The organism is uncultured Succiniclasticum sp. (genome assembly GCF_902793885.1).
In the GTDB taxonomy this organism is placed as follows: domain Bacteria; phylum Bacillota; class Negativicutes; order Acidaminococcales; family Acidaminococcaceae; genus Succiniclasticum.
In genome coordinates, this window is record NZ_CADBFF010000002.1 from 102,956 (window position 1) to 129,133 (window position 26,178).

A 26,178-nucleotide genomic window follows, 5' to 3' on the forward strand; every position below is an offset into this window, starting at 1 on the left:
CATTCCCCGTAATCAGGGAATCCTTAGTAATTAAATTAAATCGAGACCGACAGATGTTCCTGTCGGTCTCTTGCTATCGAAAAGGAAATGCATATGGAAACATTGGTAATGAGCGGCCGTCCTGTGGCGGATGCGTATAAAGAACAAATCAAAGAAAAAGTGGAAGCGGCGCAAAAATCCGGAAAGAAAGTCATGCTGGCCATCCTGACCGTAGGCCAGGACCCTGCATCCTTTGTGTACCGGAAGCGGCTGCTGAAAATTACGGAAAGCCTGGGCATCGGAAGCCGTTGTGTGGAACTGCCGGAAACGGCTACTACGGAAGAAACCGTTGCGGCAATCCGGAAACTGAACGAAGATCCGGACGTTACCGGTATTTTGCCCATGATGCCCATGCCGAAACAGGTGGACGGGGACGCAGTTGGCGCGGCCCTGGCTCCGGAAAAGGACATGGACTGCCTGAACCCGGCCAACGGCGGCGCCCTGCTGATGGGGAAAGGCCGCTGGGCCGCCTGCACGCCCCGGGCCTGTATGGCGATGCTGAAATTTTATAAGATTCCGCTGGACGGAAAGCATGCGGTCGTGCTGGGCCGCAGCAACGTGGTGGGCAAACCGGTGGCATTGCTGCTGCTGCAGGAAAACTGTACCGTTACGGTCTGCCATTCCCATACAAAAAACCTGCCGGAATTGGTCCGGCAGGCGGATATCGTGGTGGCGGCCATCGGCAAAGCCGGTTTTGTTACCCCGGATATGGTGAAACCCGGTGCGGTGATTGTGGACGTGGGAATTAACGTGACGGAAACCGGGATCGTAGGCGATGTGGCGCCGGAAGCGACGGAAAATGCCTCAGCCTTTACCCCGGTGCCCGGCGGCGTCGGCGTGGTCAGCAACGTGATGATGATGGACGCGGTGGTGCGGAACGTATAAATTTTTTTACATCCCGATTATAATTCCGCCGCCGTGTCCATGGTGGTGGCGTCCGTGGCCCCAGCCGAAGCCGATGCCGATCCCGATCGGCCAGCCTCCGGAAGTCCGGTTTTCTTCCCGGGCCACATCTTTTTCATCCATGACCGTGAAGTTGAGGGTCTTGCTGGTTATGTAACCGCCAATCTCAACTTCGGCTAGTACGTCGCCTTTGCCACGGGTGACACCATACACCCACTGCTGGCCCTGCTCATCCGTTTTGATGGTGAGGGTATTCTCATTGAGACTGGTCAGCGTCAGCTTGTAGGGAATGCTGCCCGGGACCCGGATCAGTACTTTGCCGACCCCGTCCTGGGGTATTTTTTTGTATGCGGGATAAATCTCAACCTTTGCCAGCAGTTTTTCGGTGGTTCCGTCCAGCAGTTCCGTACGGGCCTCCCCGGGGAAGCGGCGGAACACGCAGCTGTCGTCTTTGGCCAGCAGGAAATCGCCGGCTGCTTTGGTGCTGTTGGGAAGGAACGCCCTCACATGATAAAAGTAATCGCCTGTGAGGGTCTTGTCCATGCGGTAGCTGTAGTCTACCTGGGGATCCAGCCCGGTTTCTTCCGGGTTGATGTACAACAGTCTGGCAACTGCCTGGTCCAGCTTTTTGCCCTCGGTAATGTAATAATCGGACTGCGCCTTTTCACGGGCGGCTTTACGGACGGCAGGGGCTTTTGAGGCAGGCACGACGGCGCCGTCTTTATAGGTTTGCACGGAAGAATCCGCTTTCCGGATTTCGGCGGCGCTGACAGCTGACGAAGCGGTCAGGCCTGCGGTGAGAACGGACAGTGTGACAAGCCCTGCGGTCATGGCTTTCCATTTTTTCATGATAAGGGACCTCCCCATCTGTATTATTCTGGTTTTATTATAAATATAAAATTAATTTTTGACAAATGCATGGCAAAACCAAAACTTTATACAAAACGTGAAAATCCCCCGCCTTGTGGCAGGGGATTTTGCATAAAGGGGGGAAGTTTTATTTCAGTTTATTGTACAAACATTGTTAAGCTTGCGCCGGAGCTGCCGCTTTCGGACCCTGGCCGTTATGAGGCCGGTGTGCTCCTCTGGGGCCGCCGGGTGCTCCCTGACCGGGGCCGGGGCCGAAACGATGATGAGCTTTCTTCCACTGCTCTTTTTCTTCCGGAGTCATCTGTTTCCATTTCTTCCAGAACGCTTCCATCCGTTCCTGCTGGCGTTTATCCCGCTCCAGGAAACGTTTCTTTTCTTCCGGGGTCATATTCTTGATGCGTGCGTTCACCATCTCGTCGTGTTTCTTTTTGAAGTAATCATGCCGTTCGTCTTCTGTCATTTTGGCAATTTTGTCACGCTCGGCCTTCTTGGCGGCCTGGCGTTTTTCAAAGTGAGCCTTCTCTGCATCGGTCATGTTCTTCGTGCGCTCTTCGTTGACGCGGCTGATGAACTTTTCGGTGGCTTCCCGCCGTTCCCTGTCGGACATGCTGCTCCAGTTGGCAAAGAACTGTTCCCGTTCTTTGGCTAACTGCTGGCGCTGTTCCTGACTCAGCCTGCCGGGCCTGCTCAGATCGTCTCTGTGGCGGGCTTGATGCCTCCCGACATGATGCTTGCCGGGACCGCCGTGATGCCCGTTGAGTTTGTGATGGCGCGGGCCGGGCTTATGATGACCGTCCTTATAGGACCGGAAGGGGCGGCCTTTTTCAGTGCCCGGAACCTGCTGCTCAATTTTTTGGTTGTAATCCTGACCGCTCTGCTGGGTTGCAGCATCTTCCGCCTCTGTAGCGGCAAATGCGGAACCTGCCAGTAACGTGGCTAATATGCCTGCGGCAACCATGCTTTTTTTCCAGTACTTAAACATCTTCATCTCTCCTTCTTTTTATGATTTAGTGTCTTTTTGTCTGCGTCTTGTCTACAAAACCGGCGGACGCGATAGCCTGCTGCTGTCTGAAGGGGGTCGGCCGTGCCGGTTGTCTGCATTGCAGCCTGCCTGTGTGCCTCCGGTTCGACTATATAATACTGCCTGTGTATGACAAAATCATGTCATTTTCAGAACAAAACTATGTTTTTTTAAAACAGATTTTTCCATGAAAGTTTTTTATGACCGGTTCGGCCAAATCAGTGCGGCCAATTCAGTTCGGCTATTTCAGTTCGGCTATTTCGGTTCGGTATGGGACTCTTTTCTGATTTATAATTTTAAACTGCATCCGTGATTTTTGCAAAAGTAGTTTTAATGTAGGAAGTTTTGATGTATAATTATTTTGTATAAGTGTCTTTGTAAGTCTGCAAGAGGGGGTCTGCATATGAATAAAGTATTGATTGCCGATGATAACACACAGATTACAAAGGTGTTAAAGGACTACGCCAGCAAAGAAGGCTGGGGCTGCTACGTCGCCTACAACGGCGAAGAAGCGCTGCGGCTGTTCCGGGAATTTTCCAGGGAGATCACCATTGTGTTCCTGGACGTCATGATGCCGAGAAAAGACGGGTTTGCCGTATGCAAAGCCATCCGGGCCGTGTCTCAGGTACCGGTGATCATGATTACGGCCCGGAGTGAGGACGCGGATAAAATCATGGGGCTGGATATCGGCGCCGACGATTATATCGTCAAACCCTTCAGCGCGGCGGAGGTCATGGCCCGGGCCCGGGCGATCCTGCGGCGCATCCCCCAGCAGGAAGAGAGCAAATCCCGCAAACTGGTCATTGCCAATCTGACCATTGATATTGATAACTACATGGTGACCATTGACGACAAAGAAGTGCCTCTCACTAAACGGGAGAAGGAACTGCTCTGGCTGCTGGCCTCCAATTCCAAAAAAGTATTTTCCCGGGACAACCTGCTGGACAGTCTCTGGGGCTACGATTATTTCGGAGACAGCCGAACCGTGGATTCCCATATCAAACGGCTGCGGGCCAAACTGGACGCCTTCGACCATCCCGGCTGGAACGTAAAAACCATCTGGGGCGTTGGCTACCGTTTTGAAATCACGGAACCGTAAGAGACACGCAAACCCGGTGAAGATTGCGCAGGGAGGATACCCTGCAGTGTAAGCCGTTTTTATACGGCAGAATGGGGAAAGTTATGTTTAAGAGTAAAATAGCTGCGAAGTTGGCGGCCTATTTTGCGCTGGCCATTTTAGTGTTCGCGTTTGTTATGGCCTTTTCCTTCGGTCATTTTTTCCGGGAGAACTTCATTGCGCGGCAGCAGCGGGCGCTGCAATACAGAGCGGCCAGTGTGGCGGCCATTATGGGGGACAACCTGGAGCGTTCCCGTCAGCGGGAAGCAAATGAAAGGAGAAACCGGGACGCGGCCGCCCGTGAGGGAAACCAGACCGGGAATACCGCGAAAGACAGCTCCCTTTCCGGTAAGGACGCAAACCGGACCGGGAGCACTGCGCAAGACAATTCTCTTTCCGGTAAGGGCGCAAACGGGAAGGCAACTCCGGAATCTGCTGCCAAAGCAGTCAATCCGGGCAGCCTGCTGCGTTCCCGCCGGCTGATCGCCTATGTGAATATTATTACGGCAGACGACGTGTGGGTGGCCAATAAGAATGGTGAGATCGCCATGCGGACCCACATTAAGGAAGGCGACATGAAAGAGGCGCCCAGTTATGTCCGGGGCCATGTGGAACATCACAAGGGACCCCAGGGACGGGGCATCCCTCCTGTTTTTGAAGGCACCACCACCGTGAACGAACTCCCCCAGGTGTACCGGGATATGTTCCGCAAGGGGTTTAAAGGGGAATCCGCCGTACGGGAAGAGTATGACAAGCGGATCAACGAGATGATGGTGCTGGCCACGGCTCCCATCTATGACAAAAACGGAGGCGTGGAAGGCGTCCTGATGCTGCGGGTGCCGGTGTTCGGTCTGCGGCATGCTTTCTATGAGGCACTGGAAGTCTTCGGCTGGTGTCTGGTAGCGGCGCTGATCCTGGCGCTGGGCGCTGCCTGGTTCCTGTCCATGAAGTTCACCAAACCCCTGAACAAGATGAAAGACACGGCGGAAAAACTGGCGGCCGGCGACTACACGGCCCGGAGTTACGTGAAGCAGAACGACGAGATCGGCGAACTGGCCGCTACCCTGGACAGTATGGCGGTCCGGCTGGAAGAAGCCGATAAGGAAACCAAACAGACGGAAAAGATCCGGAAAGAATTCATCGCCAACATTTCCCATGAACTGCGCACGCCGGTAACGGTGGTGCGGGGCAGTCTGGAAGCCCTCCGGGACAAAGTGGTAACGGAACCGGCCGACGTGGAACGCTACTACGACACCATGTACGATGAGACCCTGTTCCTGCAGCGGCTTATCAACGACCTGCTGGACCTGTCCCGGTTGCAGAATGTGGATTTCCCCATTGACAAAGAACCGCTGAACTTCTGTGAAGTGATACAGGGGGCCGTCCGCAGTGCCCGGCAGCTGGCGCGGGATAAAAATATCACGGTGACCAGTGAGCTGGATACGCCTCTGTATAAAATGACCGGCGACTATGGCCGCCTGAACCAGATGCTGATGATCTTCCTGGACAATGCCGTGAAATTCAGTCCGGAGAACAGCTCCATCGAAGTAAAACTGGCCAGCCGGCGCCTGACCATCACCGACCACGGGCCCGGGATCAAAAGTGAAGACCTGCTGCATATTTTTGACCGATTCTACAAGACCCGGGGTGAAAACAATAAATCCGGCAGCGGCCTGGGGCTGGCCATTGCCAAAGAAATTGCGGAACGGCATGTAATTGCCTTACGGATGCAGAGCGAATACGGCAAGGGATCCACGGCGGTGATGGAGCTTCCGAAACCGGAAGAACTCACCGCGGAGGAAAAAGCGGAAATGGAACCGTAATGAGGGAAGGCTGACCCGGTCAGTCTCAAAAAGCATCAGAAGACTTCCGGTGAAGGAATCAGTGATAAAAATCACCGGAAGGTCTTCCCGCAAGGAATCAGTTATGGTACACACGTAAGATCAATCATGCAGGAGTTCATACATGGAGTACGGATGTAAACATAAAGTTGTGCTCATTACCGGCGGAACCAGCGGCATCGGACTGGCAGCGGCCCGGACATTCTGGCAGGACGGGGCAAACGTCTTCCTCGTGGGCCGGGACCGGACCCGGGGCATGCAGGCGCTGGCGGAGATCATCGGCTGCAAGGATCCGGAAAGCCTTGTCTTTCCCGGCCGGCCGGAGGCGATGCACACCTTCAGCGCTGCCGACGGACTGAGGAAAGAAGGATGCGCGTCATGGAAGAGTACCGTGCCGGGTACGGCGAAAGACCTGGCAAGGCTCCGCTATATCTGTGCGGACGTGGCGAAGCCGGCGGACTGCCGAATGGCGGCTGCCATAGCAGGGTATTACGGGTCCGACCGGATCGACATCCTGGTGAACAGCGCCGGCATCTATCAGGAAAAACGGATCGAACAGGTTACGGTGGCAGAATATAACCGGGTCATGGACGTGAACGTGAAGGGAACCCTCTTCATGATCCAGGCCTGTAGGCCCCACATGCTGTCCCGGGGAGAAACGGAAACCGGGGCGGCGCAGAAAACCGGAAACGGGTCCGCGGCAGACGCAACAGACAGCACAACGCAAGCAACAGGCAGCACAACGCAGAAGCTGACGGCGCCGGATACTACAGATGAAAGCAGCAGCCGTTCCCGGACTGCACAGGACCGCTGCATTATCAATATTGCCAGCGACGCCGGCATCGGCGGCAACTACGGCTGCCCGGTGTACTGTGCCTCCAAAGGGGCGGTGGTGTCCCTGACCAAAGCGCTGGCCCTGGACCTGGCGCCGGACATCCGGGTCAACTGCATCTGCCCGGGGGACGTGGATACGCCCCTGCTGACAGTCCAGCTGGCTGCGGCGGACGGCAGCTATACGAAAGCGGAGATGGGGGAGAGCTATCCCCTGGGGCGCATCGCAACTGCCGAAGAAGTGGCCCATGTAATCGGCAGCGTAGCTTCCCCGGCTAATTCCTTCATGACCGGGGCCGTGATCCCCGTGGACGGCGGACTGACCGCAATGGGGTGAAGTAAATCTGAAGGTTGGAGGAATGCTCATGGATACAAACCGGCCGATTGGCGTCATTGATTCCGGCGTAGGCGGTCTCAGCGTATTGCGCGCGCTGCAGCAGACTATGCCCCATGAAACCTTTTTATATCTGGGGGACACGGCCCGGGCTCCTTACGGCACCCGCAGCCGGGAAACCATCACCGCCTTTGTGGCGCAGATGACAGACTGGCTGGAGCAAAAAGGAATCAAGCAGCTGGTGGCGGCCTGCAATACGATCACGGTGCTGGGCACCGACGTGATCCGGGGCGCCCATACCTTTCCCGTCATCGGCATGTCCAAAGGCGTGGACCTGGTGCTGCAGGCCACAAAAAACAAGCACATCGGACTGATGGCCACGGACTTTACCGTAGGCACCGGAGCGCACCGGAAAGAAATTCAGGCAGCGGACCCGGCTGCAGAAGTCTTCGGGGTGGGCTGTACGAAATTTGTACCGCTGATCGAAGGCAACCGGTTTGGCAGCCCCGAACTGAAAGAAGCCATTCATGAATATGCGGAAGCGCTGCAGGCCAAACAGGTGGACACAGTCATTTTGGGCTGTACCCATTATCCCTTTGTGAAAAGTTATCTGGAAGAAGCCTTCGGACCGGGAGTGACCGTCATCGACCCGGCGGCCGCCACAGCCCTGCAGGCCAAAGCAGACCTGGAAGCGCGGAACCTGCTGCAAACAGAAGGCCCGGGCCACAGCACCATCTGCTTCACCGGCGATGTGCAGAAAGGGAAACTGTTAGCTGAGCGAATGCTGAATTTAGAAACTTGTGACTTCAAACAGATTAAATTATAAATGTGGGAGGCGGGATGCCCCCGCGTTCCAGAACTACGCCAGTGTTCTAATAAAAATCTGTCTTTTGTTTTACATCATTTCCTACGTTTGTATTTTCAATACCCTGAAATTGTGTTATAATATTAACAATATTATGGGTTAACTATGCCCATAATTCCAAGTTCATAATTCTTTCTGAATTTTATGGAAGAATGAAAAAATAAAAATATAAAAAATCATAAAGGTGGTGAGTTGTGAATGTCCATACTGGATGAAATCAAGGCGGCCGAAGCTGCAGCTGCACAGGCTAAGAAAGAAGCTGCCCTGACCAGTCGCAATCTCCTGCGGGATGCGGAGGAGGCAGCCAATCGTGAAGCCGACGCCATGATCACGGCGGCCCGCGCCGCTGCCAAAGATACCGTTGCCAAAGCGGAAGCCCACGCCCGGGTCAAGGCGAAGGAACTGGTAGCAGAACGGGCCAGGACCGACCGTGCCGAGGCGGCAGCCGCTGCGGAGAAGCTCCCCGAAGCTGTAGCTTATATTTTAGAAAGGGTTGTGGTTTAGTATGCTGATTGCAATGAAAAAGGCAACGCTCTTCGCACTGAAGGAAGACCGCGACGCCATTTTACTTGCGCTGCAGAAAGACGGCAACATCATGCTCATTTCGGAAGGCGAAAAGACCCAGGCGCTCGAAGGAGCGGACAAGGTGAGCGACCAGATCGTCAAGACCAAGGACGCCCTGAAATTTGTGGACCTGCATGGGAAAAAAGATTCCATGTTTGCATCCCGCCTTCCGGTTTCCTATGATTCCTTCCTCCATGAATCGAAGGAAGGTTCTGACCTGGCAGACCAGGTAGAGGTACTCTCCGGCAAGATCATGTCCCTCCGCAACGAGGCATCGACCATGACCAGCCAGGTGGAGGCCTTACAGCCGTGGATCGACCTGGACATCCCGCTGGAGCAGCTGGCTCCCACGGACACCAGCGTCTATTTCGCGGGCTACCTGCCGGAACTGGAAAAGGAAGCGTTCCTGGAGGACATCAAAGAGCTGACGGCAGAGCCTGTCGTGCTGAAAGAAGCACCGGAGGGACGCGCCATGCTCATCTTCTGCGTGAAGGAAGATGCAGCCCGGCTCAAGCATTTCCTCAAAGCGCATGACTTTGCCGATGTAGTCTTTCCCAAGCGTACGGGACTGGTTTCGGAGATTGTCGTAGACCTTACGGAAGCCGCCCGGGTGAAGAACTTACGCGCCGACGAGCTGGAGGCAGAAGCCATCAAAATTGCCGAAAGCAAAGCGGAACTTCAGTTATATTACGACCAGCTGACGGCCAAGGAAGAACGTCTGGCCAACGGCGGCGTAGAGACAGAAAAAACCTTTTATATGCAGGGCTGGGTCAGAAAGGACCGCACGGTGGAAGTAGAAAGAGCCGTACGGAGCGTGACGGACGCGTATCAGATCGAGTTCGCCGACCCGGCGGAGGGAGAAATTCCGCCTACGGAAATGGAAAACAATTCCTTCGTCAAGCCCTATGAATCCGTTATCGAATTGTATTCACGGCCCCAGGCGGGCAGCATTGACCCGGACTTCCTGATGGCGCCGTTCCACTTTATCTTCTTCGGCATGATGCTTTCGGACGCAGGGTACGGCCTGGTGCTCACCATCGGCCTGCTGATCGCCATGAAACTGGCCAAGCCCCAGGGCTTTGCCGGCAAGCTGGGCATGGTCATCCTCTTCGGCAGCATCTCCACCGTCATCTGGGGCGCCCTCTTCGGCGGCTGGTTCGGCCTGGAGCTGCATCCTCTGCTCTTCGTGCCCATGAAGGAACCGTTAAAGATGCTGGCCCTCTGCTTCGGGCTGGGCATCCTGCACCTGGTCTGCGGCATGCTGCTGAAAGCCTACATGCTCATCCGGGACGGAGATATCTTCGGGGCTTTCTGTGACGAGATCAGCTGGCTGATCATGTTCGCGGGCTTCTTCTGCATGGCCGTCGTACCGGGACCCACCGGCAAGTATCTGGCTATCGCAGGCGCCGCCATCATCGTACTGACGGGCGGGCGCGCCAAGGAAGGCATCGTGGGGAAACTGATGGGAGGCCTCCTCAGTCTCTACAACATCAGCGGATACATGAGCGACCTGCTCAGCTACTCCCGAATCTTTGCGCTGGGTCTGGCCACAGGCGTTATCGCCATGGTTATCAACACCATCGCGCAGATGCTTCTGGAAGCGGGACCGGTGGGAACCATCGTAGCCGTGCTGGTACTTCTGGGCGGTCACCTCTTCAACATCATCATCAATGTACTGGGCGCCTTCGTACACAGCAGCCGTCTGCAGTACATCGAATTCTTCGGCAAGTTCTATGAAGCCGGCGGCAAGGCGTTCGTACCCCTGGCCATCCGGACCAAGTACATGAACGTGACGAAGTAGAAAAACGTAAAAAAGTTTCAGTAAATCATTGCAGACAAAATGCAACGTAACAATGCAGCAAAAAAATCTTAAAAATTTGCAGCATAAAATTTCTGCAATGAAGCAATGAAAACCGTGTAACAAATCCGTGTAACAAAAAATTTTATATAAACGAAATTTTAAAGGAGGCAGTTAATTATGATTACTTTAGGAACAGCTCTTGCTTTTGCAGGCGCAGCAGTTGCCGCCGGTGTAGCCGGCGTAGGGAGCGCCATGGGCGTAGGTATTGCGGGTCAGGCCGCGGCCGGTGTCGTATCCGAAGATCCGGACAAGTTCGGTAACGTGCTCGTACTCCAGGCTCTGCCGGGTACCCAGGGCATTTACGGCCTGCTGATCGCATTCATCATCGTCCTGAATCTGGGCGTGATTGACGGCAACGTGAAGGAACTGACTACCGACCAGGGCATCGCCCTGTTCTGCGCGGCCCTGCCGATGGCTATCGGCGGCCTGATGAGCGGTCTGTACCAGGGCAAAGTAGCCGCGTCCGGCATTTACCTGTGCGCAAAGCGTCCGGAAGAAACCGGTAAGGGCATCATCCTGGCAGCCATGGTTGAAACCTACGCAGTATTGGCACTGCTCATCTCCTTCATCATGGTAAACGGTGTAAAGCTCTAAGGGAGGAAGACCGATGGCAGCAAACAAGATTATTCTCAAGATAGAGGAAGACGGCGCCCGGGAAGCGGCTGAAATTGTTGATGCCGCTAAGAAAAAGGCCGCTGCCTCTACTGAAAAAATAAAAGCTGCTGCAAAGGTAAAAATAGATGAAATCAATGCCCAGGCTGCGGCCGATGCCGACGAGGCAGCCCGCCGCCAGACCCTGATCGCCGAACTGGAAGCCAGGAAGAACGCCCTGGACAGTAAGCGCCAGGTGCTGGAGGAAGCGTTTGCCAAAGCGGAAGAAACCATCAACGCCATGCCGGATTACAAATGGGAGCAGTTCATTACTTCCATTGTCGTGAAATCCGCTGAAACCGGAACGGAAAAAATCTGCGTGCCGGCAGCGGACAGGGCGAAATATGAAGGAGGCTTCCTGGCCCGGCTGAACGAAGCGCTGGTCAAGGCAGGCAAGCAGGGAAAACTGACGCTGTCCGACGAGGCGGCGAAGTTCTCCGGCGGCATCCTCCTGCAGGGCAAAACAAGTGATTTCGACGGATCCTTTGCAACGATTATGAGGGATGTCCGCACCCGGATCGAAAAGGAAGTGGCGGACATGCTCTTTGCCGCGGAGGTGAAATAGCATGCCGCAGGCAAGTTATGAATACGCAGTAGGCCGTATCAGCCAGCTCTCCACAAAGATGCTGGACGCGGCCAAGCTGAGACGTATCTACGAGGCAGGTTCGTTTCAGGAAGCGCTGGCGCTGCTGCTGGAAACCGGGTACGGCGGAAACCTGAGTCCCGAACAGCTTGCGACGGAAGAAATTGACTACGTCATCCGGGAGCAGCTGCAGATCTCCAGGCGGATCGTGTGGGAAGTTACCCCCGCGCCGGAACTCACCAGCCTTTTCCTGCTGGAAGTGGACGGACACAACCTCAAGACGCTGCTGAAAGCACGTCTTCTGGGCGTCGAAGCACCCGACGTGCTCATCGACGGCGGATCCTTCCCCCTGGAACAGCTGAAGGAGTGCGTGGCCACATCCAACTATGAACCCCTGCCCAAAGTCTACCGGGATACCCTGAACCGGATCGAGGCAGAAGTGTCGCGGGGGGTTGACCCGCTGAAACTCAGCGCCGAGATTGACGGAGCCATGTTCCGTCACATCAAAAACGTGCTGGATGATAAACACGACCACAGCTTCGTCCGGGACTACTTCTCCCTGCAGGCAGACTTCCAGAACGCCCGCAGCGTAGTGAGGGCAAGGCTCCTCAACTGGGACGTGGACAAGCTGCGTCTCATGCTCCTGGAAGGCGGGGAAATTGATTTCAACGTGTTCCTGGAAGGGATGGACACCCCCATGGAACAGCTGGGAGCGAAATTCAACAGAGGCAAGAACGGCAAGCTTATTTCCCAGAGTGTGGAGGAATATGTTACCACCGGCGATGCATCTGTTCTGAAACGTAAAATGGAAACAGCGCTGATGCATGTTCTGCGCAGTGTGAAATGGGATATGTTTTCCCTGGGTCCGATCATCGGATACCTCCTGGGCCGCGAGGCGGAAGCCAAAGCCCTCCGGGTGATCTTCGGAGCCAAGCGGGGCGGCTTTGATTACGAGCTGCCCGAATTATACGCATAGAAAGGCGGCTGTCTATGAAGGAACGAAAAATCGCGGTCATTGGCGACCCCGGTTCCGTAATGATCTTCAAGGCGATCGGCCTGGATGTGTATTACGAGGAACAGGGACCCATGATAGAAAAACGGATACACAAACTGGCGGACAAAGGGTATGCGGTCATCTACATCACCGAAGAAGCCGCCCAGCTGGTGCCCGAAGCAATTGATTATTACACTACTGCGACATTTCCTGCCATTATCCCCATCCCGTCCGCCAAGGGCAGCCTGGGGCTGGGCATGAAAAGGCTGAAAGGCAATGTTGAGAAGGCTGTTGGCGCAGACATTCTGTTTAAGGAAGGGTAGGTAAATAGCCGATGAGTGGAACTATAGTAAAAGTATCAGGCCCGCTGATCGTTGCCAGCGGCATGGGCGACGTAGAACTCTACGACGTGGTCCGTGTCAGCGAGAAGCATCTGATTGGCGAGGTAATCGAATTGCGGGGCGACATGGCCTCCATTCAGGTATATGAAGAAACGGCAGGCCTGGGACCCGGCGAGCCGGTGGAATCAACCGGTTCCCCGCTGTCCGTAGAACTGGCGCCGGGTCTGATCGAAGGCATCTTCGACGGCATCCAGCGTCCGCTGGACGTGCTGTACAACAAAGCGGGCGACCGTATCACCCGCGGCGTGGAAGTGCCCAAACTGAACCGTGAGAAAAAATGGAAATTTGAACCGAAAGTGCATGTCGGCGACCACGTAACGGGCGGCGACATCATCGGCGTGGTCCAGGAGACCCCGGCCGTACTCCACAAGATCATGCTGCCTCCCCGCAAGGAAGGCGTTGTAGAGTGGGTGTTCAGCGGCGAAGCCACCATTCTGGACCCGGTTTACAAAATTAAAGACAAAGACGGCAACGTGACGGAGTACCCGATGCTCCAGACCTGGCCTGTGCGCCGGAGCCGTCCCTATAAAGAAAAACTGCCCCCGACGGAACCCATGGTTACCGGCCAGCGCGTCGTGGACGCTCTCTTCCCCATCGCCAAAGGCGGTGTGGCAGCTGTACCGGGTCCTTTCGGCAGCGGCAAGACCGTTATCCAGCATCAGCTGGCCAAGTGGGCTGACGCCGACATCATCATCTACGTAGGCTGCGGCGAACGCGGCAACGAGATGACCGACGTTCTGATGGAATTCCCGGAACTGAGCGACCCCCGTACGGGACTGCCGCTGATGAAGCGCACCGTGCTCATCGCCAACACTTCCGATATGCCCGTTGCGGCCCGTGAAGCCTCCATCTACACCGGCATCACCATTGCGGAATACTTCCGCGACATGGGTTACAAAGTCGCCATCATGGCGGACTCCACCTCCCGCTGGGCCGAAGCCATGCGTGAGATGAGCTCCCGTCTGGAAGAAATGCCAGGCGACGAAGGCTATCCTGCATACCTGAGCTCCCGTCTGGCAGAATTCTACGAACGGGCCGGTATCGTAAAATGTATCGGCAACGAGGACCGCACCGGAGCGGTTTCCGCCATCGGGGCCGTATCACCCCCCGGCGGCGATATTTCCGAACCGGTATCCCAGGCTACCCTGCGTATCGTTAAGGTATTCTGGTGCCTGTCCGCGGCCCTGGCCTATGCCCGTCACTTCCCGGCTATCGACTGGCTGCAGAGCTACTCCCTGTACAGCGACCGCCTGCGGAATTACTACAACAGCTCCGTATCCCCCGACTGGGCCGGCATGGTCTCCAAGATGATGACCATCCTCCAGGAAGAAGCGGAACTGAACGAAATCGTACGTCTGGTAGGCGTGGACGCCCTGAGCTTCAAGGACCGTATCACCCTGGAATGCGCCCGCTCCATCCGCGAAGACTTCCTGCACCAGAACTCTTTCCACGAAGTGGATACCTACACCTCCCTGGAAAAACAGCATGACATGATGAAGCTGATCCTCACCTGGTACGACAAGGCAGAGGCCGCCCTGGAGCAGCATGTGCACCTGGACAAGCTGATCGATATGCCGGTCCGGGAGGAAATCGGCCGTATGAAATACATTCCCGAAAAGGAACGGGTAGAAAAGTTTGGCGCCATCGCCAAAAATTTGGACGCTGCCTTTGCAGCGCTGACTGAGGGAGGCGAACTCGATGCGTAAAGATTACAAAACAATTCGCGAGGTCGTCGGCCCGCTGATGCTGGTTGACCAGGTAGAAGGCGTCAAGTACGACGAACTGGTGGAGATCCAGCAGGCCAACGGCGAGATCCGCAGCGGCAAGGTGCTGGTAATCGACGGCGACAAGGCGCTGGTACAGCTTTTTGAAAGTTCCCAGGGCCTGAAGATCGACGATGCCAAGGCCCGCTTCCTGGGTCACGGCGTACGTCTGGGCGTGTCCCCGGCCATGCTGGGTCGCGTCTTCGACGGAATGGGCCGCCCCATTGACGGCGGCGCGGACATCATCCCCGACGAATACCGGGATATCAACGGCGAGCCTATGAACCCGGCCGCCCGCGACTATCCTGCCGAATTCATTCAGACCGGCGTCAGCGCCATCGACGGACTGAACACCCTGGTCCGCGGCCAGAAACTGCCGGTATTCTCCGGCTCCGGCCTGCCCCATGCCCAGCTGGCGGCGCAGATTGCCCGTCAGGCAAAAGTATTGGGTACCGGCGAAGGCTTCGCCGTGGTATTCGCAGCCGTAGGTATTACCTTCGAAGAAGCCAACTACTTCATGGAAGACTTTAACCGTACCGGCGCGCTGGCCCGTGCCGTTATGTTCATCAACCTGGCCAACGACCCGGCGGTAGAACGTATTTCCACCCCGCGTATGGCCATCACCGCAGCCGAATACCTCGCCTACGAACTGGGCATGCACGTACTGGTCATCATCACCGATATCACCAACTACGCCGACGCCCTCCGGGAAGTTTCCGCAGCCCGTAAAGAAGTCCCCGGCCGCCGCGGCTACCCCGGTTACCTGTACACCGACCTTGCGACCATGTACGAACGGGCCGGCCGTATCAAGGGCAAGAAGGGTTCCATTACCCAGATCCCCATCCTGTCCATGCCGGAAGACGACAAGACCCATCCAATCCCGGACTTGACCGGTTACATTACCGAAGGACAGATCATCCTGTCCCGTGAACTCTACCGCAAGGGCCTGACCCCGCCCATCGACGTACTGCCGTCCCTGTCCCGTCTGAAAGATAAGGGCGTAGGCAAGGGCAAGACCCGGGAAGACCACGCCGACACCATGAACCAGCTGTTCGCCGCGTACGCACAAGGCAAGCAGGCGAAGGAACTGGCCACCATCCTGGGCGAGGCCGCTCTCTCCAAGGTAGATAAGCTGTATGCGAAGTTTGCCGACGCATTTGAAAAAGAATACGTTTCCCAGGGCTACGAAACCAACCGCAGCATCATCGAAACCCTGGACCTGGGCTGGAAACTGCTGGGCATCCTGCCCCGCAGCGAGCTGAAACGTATCCGCGACGAATATCTGGACAAATACTATGTTCCTGCTGCTACAGAGGATAACGAGGGGGAATAATCGATGGCAACCCAAGTTAACCCGACCCGAATGGAGCTTACCAGGCTGAAAAAACGCCTGGTAACCGCCGTCCGCGGCCACAAGCTGCTGAAGGATAAACGGGATGAAATGGTCCGCCAGTTCATGCTGCACATCCGCCGCAACCACGCGCTGCGCCTGGAAGTGGAGAAAGCCCTGCAGGGGGTGTCCACCCGCTTTGCCATGGCGAAAGCGCAGATGGGCGCGCTGCGGATCAGCGAGGCCCTGTTGTATCCGGCCCGCGCAGCGGTTTACGAAGTGGGCATGCATAACGTGATGAGCGTCGACGTTCCCACCATTAAATTTACCGGGGGCGACGAAGACACGGAGATTCCCTACGCCTTCACCTTTACCTCCAGCTCCCTGGACAACGCGGTGGTGGAACTGTCCGCGCTGCTGCCCAAACTGCTGGAACTGGCAGAAGTAGAAAAGACCTGTAACCTGCTGGCGGATGAAATCGAAAAGACCCGCCGCCGGGTAAACGCCCTGGAATACGTCATGATTCCCGAGATGCAGACCAACATCAAGTTCATCACCATGAAACTGGCCGAAAACGAACGGGCCAGCACCGTACGCCTCATGAAGGCCAAGGACATGATGGCCGCCCAGGAAGCGAAAGCACAGGCAGAACGGGCCGCCAAACAGGCGGTGTGATCCGTTTCGGAATTCGGAAGTTGAAACGAGTTAAGTTAGGTTAGATTTTGATTCCTGATCTGCACTCTGTATGGTTAGGTAGTGCAGATTAGATTAGTACAGAAAAGTAATCAATAATTCATCAGGTAAGGGAGGGCAGATATGAAAGAATATACATTTCACTACGGACGAGGCACCAAACGCTTTTCCCTGGACGAAAGTAAAGTAATTAAAGAAATCCGGATGCCGGAGACCCCGGTGATGGAGGACATTCCCAAGGGGGTGCTGGATGCCATTTACCATCCCATTGGCACAGAGCCTATTGACAAACTCATCAAACCGGGCCAGACCGTGACCTTCATCTGCAACGACCCCACCCGGGTGGCCAACAGCTTCGACTTTATGCCGGTGCTGGTAAACGAGCTGAACAAGCTGGGCATTCCCGACGAAAACATGCAGATCGTGTTCAGCCTGGGCACCCACCGCCTCATGACCCATGAGGAAATGGTGGAGGGCGTGGGCGCGGAAGTGGCCTCGCGCCTGAAAATGTTCAACAGCGACGCCAAGATTGCGGAAGACTTTGAATATTTCGGCGCCACCAGCCGTTTCACCCCGGTGCTGATCAACAAACGGATCTGCCACAGCGACCATATCATCCTCACCGGCACCATCGTGCACCACTATTTCAGCGGCTACGGCGGAGGCCGTAAGGCCGTGCTGCCGGGCTGCGCCGCCATGGAAACCGTGCGCCACAACCACAGCTTCATGCTGGATCCGGCCTCGGGCATCGGCAAAATGGAAGGCAACCCCGTGTACGACGACCAGATGGAAGGGGTGGCCCTGTGGGCGGAGGCCATGAAGAAGAGGGGCACCAGCGTGTTCCTGTTCAATGCGATCCTGGACGCGGAGCATCGCTTCCTGCGCATGTTCGCCGGGGATTACATCGCGGCCCATAAAGAAGCCTGCAAGTTCGTGGACCAGGTCTACGGCGTTAAAATTCCGAAGCAGGCGGACGTGGTCATCGCCTCCTGCGGCGGTTACCCGAAAGACATCAATGTGTACCAGATGCAGAAGACCATGGACAACGCCGTACTGGCCTGCCGGGAAGGCGGCGTGGTAATTCTGCTGGCGGAATGCGAAGAAGGCAGCGGCAGCGCCGTGCTGGAAGAAACCTGCAAACGCCTGGGCAGCATTGAAGCTATAGAAAAAGAAATCAAAGACCGGTTCGTCATCGGGGCCAACAAAGCCTATGCCGTGACCCGTCTCTTCAAGAAAGCCCACTTTATTTTAGTGACCGCCTTAGACCGTCAGATGGCGAAAGACATGCTCTTTGACGGCGCCGTGGACACGGTGGAAGAAGCCCTGGCCGCTGCGGAACAATACGTGGGCAAAGACTACAGTGTGGTGCTGATGCCTACGGGCAGCCTCACCGTACCGCTGGTGGAAGGGTAACGTAAATCTGTTACAGTAATCAACGGTTACCGTACGTAAGAGAGAGTCATACCGATGCTGTGTGAATCAGCAATCCGGTGCTGTTTGCTTCACAAACAAAAGCCTCTCCGGCCATACGCAAGGATGCATGGCCGCGGGAGGCTTTGCTGCGAAAAAATGTTTTTGATGTAAAAAAGTTTTTGTTGTGAAAAAGAAAGTTCTCCACGCAAGGAAAGATAATATTTCACAAGACCGCCTTCCGCCAAAATACGTTGCGGAAGACCGCCTTGTGCCATAAGAAAACAAGCAGGTAAATACTATGCAAGAATCCCGTTTTACCGTTTTTTTACGACAACTGCAATCGGACCTGAAAGGCTTTGTCTGGTTCAACGTGCTGTTCTTCCTGTTCCGCATCGCCTTCATCCTGCTGTTCGGCAGCCAGCTGGTGCAGGGGCTGTTTACGGCGGATACGGCAGCCGCCTTATGGATCGGCATGCGCATGAGCCTGAAGACTGCCGGCGCTATCATGCTGATCGGCGCCGTCCTGAGCACGATTCCCAAACTATTCTTCCGCAAATGGAAGGCAGACACGATCCGATATTACTGGTATGCGCTGTGCAATTTCGTTTTTACCGTATTATTCTTTGCCCGCATCCCATACTATAAAATTTTTAATTCCGGCTACAACCTGATGCTCATCAACGGAAAGAACGATGACATCAAAGCCATTATCCTGACAGCCGTACAGGAATACGGCCTTCTGTGGCGCCTTCCGCTGGCGCTGCTTCTGGCCGCCATCCTTTGCGTGCTGCTGAAACGCTGGCTGCGGACTCCGACCCACGCCTTTGTGACCCACAGCCGGAAGGAAACCCTCGGCAAATCCGTGCTGATCCTGGCCGGCATCACCCTGTTCTGGGTGTTCGTCCGGTTTGGCGGGTCCTTTGGCTACACCCATTCCGTCAACTGGGAAAACGCCTCGCGGCTGCGGTCGAACCTGCTGAACGAAGCAGTGCTGGACGACGGGCAGGCCCTGTACCGGGTCCACAGCATGCACAAACGCATGAAAAAGACCACGGAAGTCACCTTTACGGCAGAAGAACTGCGTAAAAAAATTGCCGCTACCGGCGGAAACCCGGAGGCGGCGACCATTGATGAAGCCTACCGTCACACCGTTAACGAAGAAAAAATGAAGACTCAGCCCCGCCACGTCGTGCTGGTGCTGGGAGAATCCTATGCCCAGTGGCCGCTGCTGCCCCAGTTTGACAGCGTAGGCACTTACCTGGCGGAAAAAGGACGCAAGTTCGCGGCCTCTCCCCAGGCCATGGAGACACAGTACATGCTGGCCCACGGCACCGGAACCATGCCGGCGGTGAACGGCTTCGTCTCCGGCCTGCCCGATACGGGCATCTACCTCAACTACGAAAAAGAAAGTTACGAAGAAACCTACGGCGCCGGCATCGGCTCCGTTATGAAACAGTTAGGGTACAAAACCATTTTCTGGTACGGCGGCTTCGGCGCCTGGCAGAACGTGGAAAACTTTGTCCGGGCCCAGCAGTTCGACGAGTTCCGGGACGCCAGCAGCTTTACCGGTGAAAAGGGAGGCAATGCCTGGGGCGTGCCGGACAAAGTGCTGTTCGACAACGCGGCGAACTATATCAAACAGCATACAAACGAAAAAATTTTCCACCTGATCCTGACCACCACCAACCATCCGCCTTACACCATCGATCTGAAAGCAGCCGGCTTTGACAGCGAACGGGTCCAAAAGAATCTGCCGGACACCATCCCCACCGATGCCAACACCCTGAACGAACTGGGGCACATCTGGTACGCGGACCACGTGATGGGGGAATTTGTGGAAGAAACGGAAAAAGCCGTTCCGGACTCCCTGTTCGTCATCACCGGCGACCACGGGGAACGGTTCAGCTTTGCCAAAGAAATGGACCTGCAAACCCTGGCTTCCATTCCCTGCATCTTTTACGGCAAAGGCATCGACCCGGCCTGGCTGCCGGAAAAACAGTTCGGCTCCGCCCTGCAGGTAGCGCCCACCCTGGCCGTATTAGTAGGTCGTAAGGGAGACACTTACAGCAGTCTGGTACCGGACCTGTTACAAAAACAGGACTTCGTGTTCAATCACCAACTGTGGGGAGACGCGACCGGCATTCATGAACAAAACGTATCCGAAACAGACCATAACCCGGCAAAAAAAGCCATGACCGCAGCCAACCGGAAGCAGATAGAACAACTGCGGCAGATTGCGGCCTGGCGGATCCTGAAAGGGAACCGGATAAAATAACCGCGGTATAGTTTCCTTTATATATAAAAAATGGTATAATAATATGATAAAACAGCCACTGTAGAACTGCGATGTAAGGACTTTTTACATTTTGTAAATTTTTCTGCAGCTAAAATGTTTTATACAACAAACGAAAAAACAATCGGTTTTTCTTACAGAACGAACAGCTATGCTGACATTTTAGGAGACCACAATGGACGAAAGCATTTTGCGGGAAGCGGGGCACCGCCTGTACGTAACCAGCCGCCTGAAAGAAATGAAGCGGTATCTGGTCTTTCGCGCCCGGTGCCGGATGCATAAAGAAATCATGGAAGACTTCCTTGATTTTTTTGCGGAGACCCAGCAGCGCAAAGATATCTTAAAAGGGACGCCGGCCTTTATCGAGCAGGTGACCCGGGCGTTCTTTTATAAAGATTCAACTTACGAAGAACGTTCCGCGCTGATCAAGAACCACGTGCGGTATTTGGAAAAGCACTTTACGCAGGACGCGCTGAGGCGACTCTACATAGATGTAAATACCAAAGAGAACTGCGGTGAGCTCGTCCCGGTATGGGAAGATATCTTTGAAGACAAGCCCCTGTGCCTGTCCTTATATTTCCACGCAGGCCAGTATAAGGAAGGCTGCCTGTCCCTGATCCTGACATGGGACGGAGCGCCCTTTTACCAGATCATGTTCTGGTTCGGACCCGACATGGAGAAGACCGGAGACGCCATCTGGATCGGCGCCCTCCAGGGCACACCCCACGGCAGCGATGCCATCAAACGGATGACCAAGGCCTTTTTCGGGTACCGGCCCAAAAATCTGATCTTCTACGGGCTCCGTAACCTGGCGCGGTGTCTGGGCATCAGTAAGATCTACGGCGTGACCAACGCAGGCTATTATGCCATGAACCATATCCGCATGGACCGCAAGCTGAAAACCGATTTCGGCGCCTTCTGGGAAGAATGCGAAGGGAAGCCCTGTGAAACCGACTACCGGTTCTATGTGATGCCGGTGAAAGAACACCGCAAAGACATGAACGAGCTGAAACCCTCCAAACGGGCCCAGCACCGCCGCCGGTTTGAAAAACTGGATTCCATCGACGCGGCCTTTGATGCCAGCTGCAAAAAACTGCTGAAAAAGGACTTCACTTCATGATAAAAACGCTTCTTTCGGTTCTTGCATTATTCGTTACGTTTACTGCAATTACAACCATCGCCATGCACGACTTCAGCCCCCGGCATACCCTGTTTCTGCTGGCGGACGCCATCCTGCTGACCGCCGGCGCGAAACTGCTGCAGGAGACGAAATCCTATTACAAAACCGTGGCGGCGGCCATGACCGTGCTTTGTTCGGTTTTTGTGATCCGGTATGTCACCCCTACGGCGCTAAAAGTCTGGGATGTTGACATTTATATCAGCTTCTGTCTTGGGTTGGTCAATATCGCGTTACTTGTTTCCGCCGTTCTGCCGCGGCCGGTGTTACCGAAACTGTTCCTGGGCCTGGCGGGTCTGGCGCTTTTTGCCCCGATCCTTCTGTGCTGGGGGTACTATGCGACAGAACTTTCCTGGCTGAACGTGGACTCGGTGATGGCGGTCCTCCAGACCAACGCCGGGGAAGCGATGGAATATGTAAAAGACCGTACCGGAGCCTTCTCCGTGCCGCTGGCGCTGCTGTTTGCCGCCTGCCTTGCGGTCTGGGTACGCCTTGCCTCCCGGCTCACGGCGACCAAACATTCCTGGAAACGGATCGCAGGCCTTGTGTTCTTCCTGGTTCTGAACGTGGTGCTGGTGTTCCGCACCAGCGACAACTTCATGACCAGTATTTTCCGGGAGACAAAGGATTACCAGAAGAATTACAGCGAGTACGCCCGCCAGAAGGAGCTGCGCAAGCAGAACCTGTCGCAGATCCTGCTGCAGGGCCAGACCGGCAGAAAAGGCATCTACGTCCTGGTCATCGGGGAATCCCAGAACCCGCTGCGTATGTCGGCCTACGGGTATCACTTACCAACGACCCCCTGGCTGAATTCCATAAAAAACGATCCCAACCTGCTGCTCTTCCAGCAGGCCTATTCCTGTCAGGTGCTGACGGTACCGGCCCTTACCTATGCGCTGACGGCCAAGAATCAGTATAACTCCCTGCAACTGGAACAGGCGGTGTCGCTGATTGACGTAGCCAAAGCAGCCGGCTACCGGACCGTCTGGCTCAGCAACCAGGTGCGGTATGGGGCCTGGGGCACGCCCGTAACGGTCATTGCCGATGAAGCGGACCAGAAGATCTGGATCAACTCCCATCAGGGCAACACGCTGGATACCGAATACTATGACGGGGAACTGATCCGCCGCCTGCAGGATGTGAAACGTTCGGACAAAATGCTGGTCGTGATCCACCTGATGGGCAATCATATTTCCTACCACAGCCGTTACCCGGCGGAGTTTGACAAGTTCAAAGCGGACGGGAAACGGAGCGAATACGACAACAGCATCCTGTATAACGACCATGTTATGCAGCAGCTGCTGGAGCAGGTGAACCGGTGGCCGGAGTTTAAAGGTCTCGTGTACTTTTCCGACCATGGGGAATCGGTGGACCGGGAACTGGCCCACAATCCGGACAATTTTATCTTTGAAATGTCCTATATTCCCCTGTACATGTATTTCTCGCCGGAGTATGTCAAAGAGAATGAAAAAACGTTTCAGACGCTCCGGGCCGCGCGGACCCATTGTTTCACCAACGATCTGGTTTTCAATACCATGCTTGGCATTATGGATATCCGCAACGAGGCGTTTTACGAAGCGGAAAACGATCTGGCTTCGCCTTCCTACAATGGGGATGTGAACCGGTTTAAAACCCTGTACGGAAAACGCAGCATCACGGAAGATGCGGACCGGCAAAAACGGCTTACAGGATCATTATGAGCAGGTTATGCATTATCATCTTAACGAAAAATGAAGAAAAAGATATAGAGGCTGCCATCCAAAATGCCCGGCAGTGCGCGGACGAAGTGCTGGTGGTGGATTCCGGCAGTACGGACCGGACGGTGGAACTGGCCAAAAAGGACGGCGCCCGGGTGGTATTCCGGGAATGGGATAATGATTTTGCCGCCCAGCGGAATTTTGCCCTGACGCAGACAGACGCGGACTGGGTGCTGTATCTGGATGCGGACGAGCGGATGAACGATGAGCTGATTCGCGCTGTGAAAAGAATTATTTCTGCCAATCCATCCGATGTCGGCAGGAAAAAACAATACAGCATGCAGCGCAAGTCCGTAGCCTTTGGCAAAAAATTCAGTTACGGACCCCTGCATCCGGACTGGGTGACCCGCCTGTTTCCCCGGGAAAGTGTGACATGGGTGGGCAAAGTGCACGAACATCCGGAACTCAGCCTGCCGCTGGAAAAACTGCCGGGGCATATAGAGCATTACACCTACCGCAACTGGCAGGAATGGGAAGAAAAAATGGCCCGGTATTCCACCCTATGGGCGGAAGAAGCCTATCATAAAGGCAGACGCGCTTCCCTTCCCGAAGCATTGCTGCATGGCATCGGCAGTCTGTTTTCAACCCTGCTCCTTCGCCTTGGTTTTCTGGACGGGTGGATGGGCATCTGCCTGTGCTGCATGTATTTTTCCTATACTACGCTGAAGTATTTAAAGCTGTATGGATTGCAGTCCAATCGCAAGGACTGATTTCAGATACATTGATTTTTAATGAATTATTTTTGAATAAATGGATTTTGGGTAAGTAGATTGGAAGAAAGGGAACGGGTTATGCAGAAAACCGCATTGATCACCGGTATCACCGGGCAGGACGGATCGTATCTGGCGGAGTTTTTATTGGAAAAAGGCTATGAAGTCCACGGCATCCACCGCCGTTCTTCCATTTCCAACATGGGGCGGATCGAGCACCTGCTGGACAAAATCACGCTGCATGACGGCGACCTTACCGACTCCTCTTCCCTGGTGCGCATCATCAACCGGGTAAAACCGGATGAAATCTATAACCTGGCGGCCCAGAGCCATGTGCAGGTGTCCTTCGACGTGCCGGAATATTCCGGGGACGTGGATGCGCTGGGCACCCTGCGGGTGCTGGAAGCGGTACGCATTCTTGGTTTAACAAAGAAAACGAAAATCTACCAGGCATCGACCAGCGAACTGTATGGAAAAGTGGAAGAAGTGCCCCAAAGCGAAAAGACGCCCTTCCATCCCTATTCCCCCTATGCGGTGGCCAAGCAGTACGCCTTCTGGATGACCAGAGAATACCGGGAAGCCTACGGCATGTTTGCCTGCAACGGCATTTTGTTCAACCATGAATCGGAACGGCGGGGGGAGACCTTCGTTACACGAAAGATCACCCTGGCGGCCGGGCGCATTGCGGAAGGCCTGCAGGACCATCTGGAGCTGGGCAACATGGACAGCCTCCGGGACTGGGGCTACGCCAAAGACTATGTGGAGTGCATGTGGCTGATCCTGCAGCAGGAGAAGCCGGACGATTTTGTCATCGCTACCGGGGAACAGCACACGGTACGGGATTTTACGGAAAAAGCCTTTGCGGTGAACGGCATCACCCTGCGCTGGGAAGGTACCGGCCTGGACGAAAAAGCCTATGACGCCTCCACCGGCAAGATGCTGGTGTGCGTGAACCCTCTGTGGTTCCGTCCCACCGATGTAGATAATTTGTGGGGAAACCCAACCAAAGCAAAAACCGTGCTGGGGTGGAATCCGCAAAAGACAAGTTATGAAGAACTGATCCGCATTATGGCGGAACATGACCGGAAGCTGGCGAAACAGGAAAAAGCCATGCTGGAGGCTATAAAACTATGATGGAGAAAGACGCGAAAATTTACGTGGCCGGCCACCGGGGCATGGTAGGCAGCGCCATTGTTCGGGAACTGGAACGGCAGGGATATACCAACCTGATTACCCGCACCCATAAAGAACTGGATTTAACACGGCAGGACCAGGTGGAAAAATTCTTTGCCGAAGAAAAACCGGAGTATGTGTTCCTGGCGGCCGCCAAAGTGGGCGGTATTCTGGGCAATGCTACGGCCAAAGCGGACTTTATGTACGAGAACATGATCCTGGAAATGAACGTGATCCACGCAGCCTGGAAGAACGGCTGCAAGAAGCTGGAGTTTTTAGGATCTTCCTGCATCTATCCCCGGCTGGCGCCGCAGCCCATGCCGGAAAGCTGTCTGCTGACCTCCTCGTTGGAACAGACCAACGAAGCCTATGCCCTGGCCAAGATCAGTGGCTTAAAATACTGCGAATACCTGAACGGGCAGTACGGCACGGATTATATTTCCGTCATGCCGACCAATCTGTACGGGCCCAACGACAATTATCACCCGGAACACAGCCACGTGCTGCCAGCCCTGATCCGCCGGTTTCATGAAGCAAAACTGGCAGGCAAAGACAGCGTCACCTGCTGGGGTGACGGCTCGCCCCTGCGGGAATTCCTGTATGTGGACGATCTGGCCAACCTGTGCGTGTTCCTGATGAACCACTACAGCGGCAATGAGACGGTAAACGCCGGAACGGGGAAAGAGCTGACCATCAAAGAGCTGACGGAACTGGTGGCCAAAGTGGTCGGTTACAACGGAAAGATTGAATGGGATACCACCAAGCCCAACGGAACGCCCCGGAAGCTGCTGGATGTAAGCAAAGCAAAGAAATTGGGCTGGACGTACAAGACAGAGCTGGAAGACGGGATCCGGTTAGCCTATGAAGACTTTTTGCATAACCCCATGCGGGCGGAACGCTGAGTACCGACGGGACCCCTTCCGGGTCACGATCACGGTGCAGGAACCTGACTGCATAATCCACAATCACTGCACAAATCATAACGAGTGAAGGA

The 26,178-nt window shown here is 55.1% G+C and carries 23 protein-coding genes; 21 read left to right on the forward strand and 2 right to left on the reverse strand.

Annotation, left to right across the window (positions count from 1 at the left end; all coding sequences use genetic code 11):
* Window positions 1-93: 93 nt before the first annotated feature.
* Window positions 94-924: a bifunctional 5,10-methylenetetrahydrofolate dehydrogenase/5,10-methenyltetrahydrofolate cyclohydrolase gene (locus QZV31_RS01590; RefSeq protein WP_295357178.1), complete on the forward strand. Its 831-nt coding sequence runs from the start codon at window positions 94-96 to the stop codon at window positions 922-924.
* Between the two features lie 6 nt (window positions 925-930).
* Here the strand turns inward: QZV31_RS01590 and QZV31_RS01595 are convergent, their stop codons facing one another.
* Both QZV31_RS01595 and QZV31_RS01600 read right to left on the reverse strand, forming a co-directional pair.
* Window positions 931-1,791 (reverse strand): hypothetical protein, encoded by an 861-nt coding sequence (locus tag QZV31_RS01595; protein WP_295357181.1) that lies wholly within the window; start codon window positions 1,789-1,791, stop codon window positions 931-933.
* 175 nt (window positions 1,792-1,966) lie between these two features.
* The gene (locus tag QZV31_RS01600) at window positions 1,967-2,794 is read right to left on the reverse strand and encodes a hypothetical protein (RefSeq protein ID WP_295357184.1); all 828 of its coding nucleotides are present in this window, start codon (window positions 2,792-2,794) and stop codon (window positions 1,967-1,969) included.
* Window positions 2,795-3,236: 442 nt separating this feature from the next.
* Between QZV31_RS01600 and QZV31_RS01605 the strand changes: the two genes are divergently transcribed.
* The 20 genes from QZV31_RS01605 to QZV31_RS01700 all read left to right on the forward strand — a co-directional run bounded on the left by QZV31_RS01605 (window position 3,237) and on the right by QZV31_RS01700 (window position 26,086).
* Complete coding sequence (locus tag QZV31_RS01605; protein ID WP_093728857.1) at window positions 3,237-3,932, forward strand: response regulator transcription factor; 696 nt, start codon at window positions 3,237-3,239, stop codon at window positions 3,930-3,932.
* Window positions 3,933-4,015: 83 nt separating this feature from the next.
* Window positions 4,016-5,773 (forward strand): HAMP domain-containing sensor histidine kinase, encoded by a 1,758-nt coding sequence (locus tag QZV31_RS01610; RefSeq protein WP_295357188.1) that lies wholly within the window; start codon window positions 4,016-4,018, stop codon window positions 5,771-5,773.
* A 142-nt stretch (window positions 5,774-5,915) separates the two neighbouring features.
* Window positions 5,916-6,959 (forward strand): SDR family oxidoreductase, encoded by a 1,044-nt coding sequence (locus tag QZV31_RS01615; RefSeq protein WP_295357191.1) that lies wholly within the window; start codon window positions 5,916-5,918, stop codon window positions 6,957-6,959.
* 28 nt (window positions 6,960-6,987) lie between these two features.
* Window positions 6,988-7,782, forward strand: a complete 795-nt coding sequence (gene murI, locus QZV31_RS01620) for a glutamate racemase (RefSeq protein ID WP_295357193.1) — start codon at window positions 6,988-6,990, stop codon at window positions 7,780-7,782.
* 237 nt (window positions 7,783-8,019) lie between these two features.
* Window positions 8,020-8,325 carry a hypothetical protein gene (locus tag QZV31_RS01625; RefSeq protein ID WP_093728860.1) on the forward strand — a complete coding sequence of 102 codons (306 nt, stop codon included), beginning with the start codon at window positions 8,020-8,022 and terminating at the stop codon, window positions 8,323-8,325.
* Between the two features lies 1 nt (window position 8,326).
* Entirely contained in the window at window positions 8,327-10,186 is a 1,860-nt protein-coding gene (locus QZV31_RS01630) for a V-type ATP synthase subunit I (RefSeq protein ID WP_093728861.1), read from the forward strand.
* A 177-nt stretch (window positions 10,187-10,363) separates the two neighbouring features.
* The gene (locus tag QZV31_RS01635) at window positions 10,364-10,840 is read left to right on the forward strand and encodes a V-type ATP synthase subunit K (protein WP_093728862.1); all 477 of its coding nucleotides are present in this window, start codon (window positions 10,364-10,366) and stop codon (window positions 10,838-10,840) included.
* Window positions 10,841-10,853: 13 nt separating this feature from the next.
* Window positions 10,854-11,462, forward strand: coding sequence for a V-type ATP synthase subunit E (locus QZV31_RS01640; protein ID WP_093728863.1), 609 nt, complete (start codon window positions 10,854-10,856; stop codon window positions 11,460-11,462).
* Window position 11,463: 1 nt separating this feature from the next.
* Window positions 11,464-12,456, forward strand: coding sequence for a V-type ATPase subunit (locus QZV31_RS01645; protein ID WP_295357201.1), 993 nt, complete (start codon window positions 11,464-11,466; stop codon window positions 12,454-12,456).
* Window positions 12,457-12,470: 14 nt separating this feature from the next.
* Entirely contained in the window at window positions 12,471-12,797 is a 327-nt protein-coding gene (locus QZV31_RS01650) for a V-type ATP synthase subunit F (protein WP_093728865.1), read from the forward strand.
* A gap of 11 nt (window positions 12,798-12,808) precedes the next feature.
* A complete protein-coding gene (locus QZV31_RS01655; RefSeq protein WP_295357205.1) occupies window positions 12,809-14,581 on the forward strand; it encodes a V-type ATP synthase subunit A in 1,773 nt (590 codons plus the stop codon).
* Window positions 14,574-15,971, forward strand: a complete 1,398-nt coding sequence (locus QZV31_RS01660; protein WP_295357207.1) for a V-type ATP synthase subunit B — start codon at window positions 14,574-14,576, stop codon at window positions 15,969-15,971. Before QZV31_RS01655 ends, QZV31_RS01660 begins: the two co-directional genes overlap by 8 nt.
* 3 nt (window positions 15,972-15,974) lie before the next feature.
* The gene (locus QZV31_RS01665) at window positions 15,975-16,643 is read left to right on the forward strand and encodes a V-type ATP synthase subunit D (RefSeq protein WP_093728868.1); all 669 of its coding nucleotides are present in this window, start codon (window positions 15,975-15,977) and stop codon (window positions 16,641-16,643) included.
* 141 nt (window positions 16,644-16,784) lie between these two features.
* The gene (larA, locus tag QZV31_RS01670; RefSeq protein WP_295357211.1) at window positions 16,785-18,074 is read left to right on the forward strand and encodes a nickel-dependent lactate racemase; all 1,290 of its coding nucleotides are present in this window, start codon (window positions 16,785-16,787) and stop codon (window positions 18,072-18,074) included.
* Window positions 18,075-18,372: 298 nt separating this feature from the next.
* Window positions 18,373-20,349, forward strand: a complete 1,977-nt coding sequence (locus QZV31_RS01675; protein ID WP_295357213.1) for an LTA synthase family protein — start codon at window positions 18,373-18,375, stop codon at window positions 20,347-20,349.
* Window positions 20,350-20,542: 193 nt separating this feature from the next.
* A complete protein-coding gene (locus tag QZV31_RS01680) occupies window positions 20,543-21,487 on the forward strand; it encodes a VirK/YbjX family protein (protein WP_295357216.1) in 945 nt (314 codons plus the stop codon).
* Window positions 21,484-23,244, forward strand: a complete 1,761-nt coding sequence (locus QZV31_RS01685; RefSeq protein WP_295357218.1) for a phosphoethanolamine transferase — start codon at window positions 21,484-21,486, stop codon at window positions 23,242-23,244. The genes QZV31_RS01680 and QZV31_RS01685 overlap by 4 nt, the downstream gene beginning before the upstream one ends.
* On the forward strand, window positions 23,241-24,011 hold the full coding sequence (locus QZV31_RS01690; protein ID WP_295357221.1) for a glycosyltransferase family 2 protein: 771 nt from the start codon (window positions 23,241-23,243) through the stop codon (window positions 24,009-24,011). The genes QZV31_RS01685 and QZV31_RS01690 overlap by 4 nt, the downstream gene beginning before the upstream one ends.
* A gap of 81 nt (window positions 24,012-24,092) precedes the next feature.
* A complete protein-coding gene (gmd, locus tag QZV31_RS01695; RefSeq protein ID WP_295357225.1) occupies window positions 24,093-25,145 on the forward strand; it encodes a GDP-mannose 4,6-dehydratase in 1,053 nt (350 codons plus the stop codon).
* On the forward strand, window positions 25,142-26,086 hold the full coding sequence (locus QZV31_RS01700) for a GDP-L-fucose synthase (RefSeq protein ID WP_295357227.1): 945 nt from the start codon (window positions 25,142-25,144) through the stop codon (window positions 26,084-26,086). Before gmd ends, QZV31_RS01700 begins: the two co-directional genes overlap by 4 nt.
* Window positions 26,087-26,178: the final 92 nt, after the last annotated feature.